Origin of the sequence: Vallitalea maricola (assembly GCF_036985595.1) — a bacterium.
Classification (GTDB): Bacteria; Bacillota; Clostridia; order Lachnospirales; family Vallitaleaceae; genus Vallitalea; species Vallitalea maricola.
The window spans coordinates 1-279 of the sequence record NZ_BTPU01000451.1 but is presented as its reverse complement, the minus strand read 5'-3'; the positions used below and the strand labels follow the sequence as shown (position 1 = coordinate 279).

At 73.1% G+C, this 279-nt stretch carries 1 protein-coding gene; it reads left to right on the top strand.

Annotation, left to right across the window (positions count from 1 at the left end; all coding sequences use genetic code 11):
• The coding region (locus AACQ14_RS24600) for a hypothetical protein (protein WP_339366155.1) at nucleotides 1-279 on the top strand (279 nt) is incomplete at both ends.

Sequence of the window (279 nt, the reverse complement as noted above, 5' to 3'; positions counted from 1 at the left end):
CCTGAGCCGAGTCTGGAACGCGTCTTCCTCGGGGAGGAGCCCGACCTCACCGTCGACGAGATCGCGCGCCGCGCCGGGGTGTCGGTCGAGGACGCCCGACGACTGTGGCGCAGCCTGGGGTTCGCCGAGGGCGGGGACCAGCGCGCCTTCACGACCGCCGACGCCGAGGCGCTGGTCGACCTGTCCACCGTCGTCGGGGACGGCGTCATCGACCTCGACCTCGCGCTCAACATCACCCGCGGTCTGGGCCTGAGCATGGCGCGGCTGGCCGACTGGGAG